Here is a 3,581-nt window from a genome sequence, read left to right as displayed (position 1 = left end):
GGTTCGGCTCGCCAGCGCGAGGCCGAGCACGGCACGTCCCTCGGCTCTCGCGATGCTGACGATCGGGGCCAGCGCCGCCGACTTGCCGCGCCCGGCCCCACCCTGGACGTTGACCACCCGGTCCGACGAGGACAGCACCAACACTGCTGCTGCCTGCTGGCCGGGGTTGAGCCGGCGCAGGCCCAACTCGCGCGCCGCCTCCTGCGCACGCGACGCGGCGTCGATAACGGGCACGATCGGAGCCGAGCGCCCCTGCCCCGCTCCGACCGCGGCGAGATACGCCTGCTCGAGCTGCACGGCTCCCCGGGTGGTCACCATGCGGTCGCCGTCACCGAGCAGCAGGCCCTTTTTTTCCTGCAACAGCGCCAACCGGGCTTCGACGTCGGCGACCGTCACCGGCCCGCCTCGCGACAGGCTTTCGCGGATCAGCTCCAGCCGGTCGAACGCCGCCTCGCGCTCGCCCAAGTCGCGCACCGCGGACGCGACCGCCTGCGCCGCGGCATAGGCGGTCGAGTTCAGCCGCCCGAGACGCTCGGGCACGAGTGGGTCGCCGTCGCACGGGGTCAGCCCCATGCGGCCCGCGATGGCGATCCCGCGCTCGCCTATCCCGCGCACGCCACGCATCGCGCGCGTCCACACCGTCTCACACCGCCCTGCCTGTGCCAGCGCGTCCTCCACCAGCGCTACCGGATTTAGCCCCTTCGTCGCCACCAGCAGCCGCCACCCTTCCGCGCGCTGCGCCGGCGCGATCTCGGACGACTTGGGGTCGCGGGTCGCCAGTGCCGCGATCTCCCGCGCCTGCAGCGTGTTCTCCAGCCCGCGCTCCTTGATGTACGCGTCGATCTGCGCCGAGCGGGCAGAGAATGCTTCCACCACATCGCGCGACACGCCCGCGATTTCGAAGGCGCCGTTCCGGCCGTCATGCCGGGGGATGGTGGCGAAGCCGAGCGTCTCGATCCGGCTGCGCAACGCGGACAGGAACACCGCATCCATGACGTGCTGACGTTCGTACAGCTGATCCGCGTGCAGCGCGCGCCATTTGCCATCAGCGGTGCGGGTCGCGTTGGCGACGACGTTGTGGACGTGCAGCTGCGGCTCGCCGCTCCGGTTTACGTCATGGAGGAAGGTAGCGGCGACGAACCGGCCGGTCGCCTCCGGCACCTGTCCCTTGCCGTTCCAGACCCGCCCTTCCGCGATGTTGGCTTCCACCCAGGCGAGCGTGACCGCGGCCGCCTCGCGCACCGCGACCACCAGCCGAACATCCCCGCCCACCAGCGCCAGGATCGACACCGACTTGGGCACCGACATGGTGACATCCCAGCCCGCCCGGTGCTCCCCGCGCTTGGCGTCGAGCACGACGCCGTTCGGCAGCTCGCCGGCGAGCACCTTCTCGAATTGCTCCGCATCGACCGGTCCGGACAGGCCAAGCTCAGCCGCCCCCTCGCCTGCCCAGGTGCTGGCACCCTCCGCCTGATCCACAGTGTAATAGTTGTCGCGCGCGTAATAGCCGGCTGCGTCGGAGGCCGAACCGACCGCCGCGACCGAGATCACAGCTTGCCCTCCGGCGCGCCGGGCATCGCCCGTACCACCATCCTGCCCGGCCGGCCCTCGAACTGCGTCCGGCAGCTATCGGTCGCCAGCCGGTAATTTACGAGAGCGCAGACCGCTTGGTCCCCGCCGCCCAGCAGGGTGTTAGCCGAACGCACCGCCAGCCACGGTCCCGGCAGCAGCATCGCCAGGAAGAAGTAGCTGGCGACGCAGAGCGACCAGATACCGACCAGCGTCGCCCCCACTCTGCGCCCCGACCAGTCGCGGTCCCAGACGGTGTAGCGGACCTGGGTGCGCGGCTGCTCGAACCAGCGATCGGCCTTTGCCATGTACTCACGCAGCACCTTGGCCTGGGCGTTGACGGCCGACACCACGGCGGCGAGCGCTGGGGATGCGGCCAGCGCGGTGGCCTGCTCGGCCGAAAGCTTCGCGGTCGCGTCCAGGACGGCGTCGCGGACCTGCTGCAACTCCGCGACCAGCCGGGAGACGATCGCGGTGCGCGCCTCGCTGACCCCGACGCTGTCCGCCCTGGCACTCTTCACCAGTGCAGCGTCGCGCTTGGCATTCTGCTCGAGCACGCGCGCGAGCTCCATCTTCAAACCTCGAACATCCACGATCAGGCGCTGCACGTCAGCAGGGTCGACCGTCTCCGGACGTTCAAAGCTCGCCCTACCCTGACCCCGCGCCGTCACGGCTTCGCTCAACACATCCCGCACCAGCGTGGCACGCTCGACGCCGGATTCGGATGCCCAGCGGTCGAGTGCTGCCGCGACCTCGTCGGGTATGCGCGCGTTGATCTGCGCCATTGGATCAAGCCTCCCGCCTCTGGCGCCCGTCGCCGTTGCGCGCGCGCTTTCATCGCGGTACGCCTGACGAAGCACCTTGTGTGCAGCGTACTACACAGGATGTAAGCAGGCTGTGTCAACCGTGTCGAGCATCGGCGAACGCTTGAAGGCAGTACGCGTGCGCGCGGGGTTGGCGCAGGCCGCGTTCGGCGAGGCGCTGGGCTACTCGCGGCGCGCGGTCATCAACTGGGAGCAGAACGCGGCTGAGCCGTCTATCAGCGTGCTGGCCAAGCTGAGAAGGCTTTACGGCGTTGATCCCGAGTGGATCGTCATGGGCGAGGATCTTACACCGCCTACACGCCATACTCCGACCGACTGGGACCGGTTCGACCGGATCGCGCGCGATGTCGAGGCCGCCAGCACGCAAGTCGGCACAGAAGTCGGCGCCGAGCCCGTCGATGCCCGGGTCATTGTCGAGCTCGTCCGCGACCTGTTTGACGACGATCCGACCGAGGACGAGGCGAACCGCAAGCGGCTGCGGCGCACGCTTCGGGCAATCGGCAGGGGGAAAGCGTGACAAAGCGGTCGGAGAAAGTCTGGGAGACGCGGCTGAAGACTAACGCGCGCCGCGTGACAGTGCGGCATCGCAACCGGCAGGTGGTTATCGGGCTGACGCTGTTGACCGTCCTGCTGGCCATGGCAGGCCTGCTCGCCGAGCTATGGCTCGACCTGAACCTGCCCGCCCGCGTCTGCTACGTTGCGGCGACGCTGTCCGGGATAGTCGTGCTGGTCTTTCTATTCGACAGGCGACTATGGATCACCCGCCCGCCCGAGCAGTGACGAGGAGCAGGACACCGACCCAAGACGACGATGATCCGCGCCAAGCCATGGCAGATCCCAGGCCGGACCTGCTCGCCATCCTGCGCATGCTCGAGCCACTCGACGCCGACGATGCTTTTCCCGACGACGTCGATATTACCCTGCTTCCGTTGCAGAACGAGAAGCAGGAAGACCGTCCTGTAGCACCGTAGCACCGGCGTAGCACGTCCCGCACCAGCTTCGGGCTGCCGCGTAGCGATACTGCTACGCTGCTACAGCATTGATTGCACTCGCATTTCCGACCTGCACACGACCGCTATCCATAGCGTGGTGTGTGACCTCCTTCTGAGATCCGAGGCTGCTCGAACAACTGCGGCCGGGTGCTCGAACTCGCTCAGCGGTTCCGGCGGGGGCACCCAGGCCGGCGTG

5 protein-coding genes are annotated in these 3,581 nt (G+C 68.6%); 3 read left to right on the top strand and 2 right to left on the bottom strand.

Annotated features, from left to right (window positions below; all coding sequences use genetic code 11):
* Window positions 1–1,551 (bottom strand): MobF family relaxase (gene mobF / locus HUU95_RS11040; protein ID WP_174280163.1); only part of this gene is annotated, 1,551 nt, incomplete at its 3' end.
* On the bottom strand, window positions 1,548–2,354 hold the full coding sequence (locus tag HUU95_RS11035; RefSeq protein ID WP_174280162.1) for a hypothetical protein: 807 nt from the start codon (window positions 2,352–2,354) through the stop codon (window positions 1,548–1,550). The genes mobF and HUU95_RS11035, both read right to left, overlap by 4 nt.
* Window positions 2,355–2,475: 121 nt before the next feature.
* On the opposite strand from HUU95_RS11035, the gene HUU95_RS11030 reads away from it, so the two are divergent.
* From HUU95_RS11030 to HUU95_RS11020, 3 genes are read left to right on the top strand one after another with little or no spacing between them, the layout of a single operon-like run.
* Window positions 2,476–2,910 (top strand): helix-turn-helix transcriptional regulator, encoded by a 435-nt coding sequence (locus tag HUU95_RS11030; protein ID WP_174280161.1) that lies wholly within the window; start codon window positions 2,476–2,478, stop codon window positions 2,908–2,910.
* The gene (locus HUU95_RS11025) at window positions 2,907–3,173 is read left to right on the top strand and encodes a hypothetical protein (RefSeq protein WP_174280160.1); all 267 of its coding nucleotides are present in this window, start codon (window positions 2,907–2,909) and stop codon (window positions 3,171–3,173) included. Before HUU95_RS11030 ends, HUU95_RS11025 begins: the two co-directional genes overlap by 4 nt.
* Window positions 3,174–3,220: 47 nt before the next feature.
* Complete coding sequence (locus tag HUU95_RS11020; RefSeq protein WP_174280159.1) at window positions 3,221–3,364, top strand: hypothetical protein; 144 nt, start codon at window positions 3,221–3,223, stop codon at window positions 3,362–3,364.
* Window positions 3,365–3,581: the final 217 nt, after the last annotated feature.

It is taken from the genome of Sphingomonas bacterium, from assembly GCF_903643065.1.
GTDB lineage: Bacteria > Pseudomonadota > Alphaproteobacteria > Sphingomonadales > Sphingomonadaceae > Sphingomonas.
The sequence above is the reverse complement of the archived record's forward strand: the minus strand, read 5'-3'. Positions and strand labels throughout refer to the sequence as shown.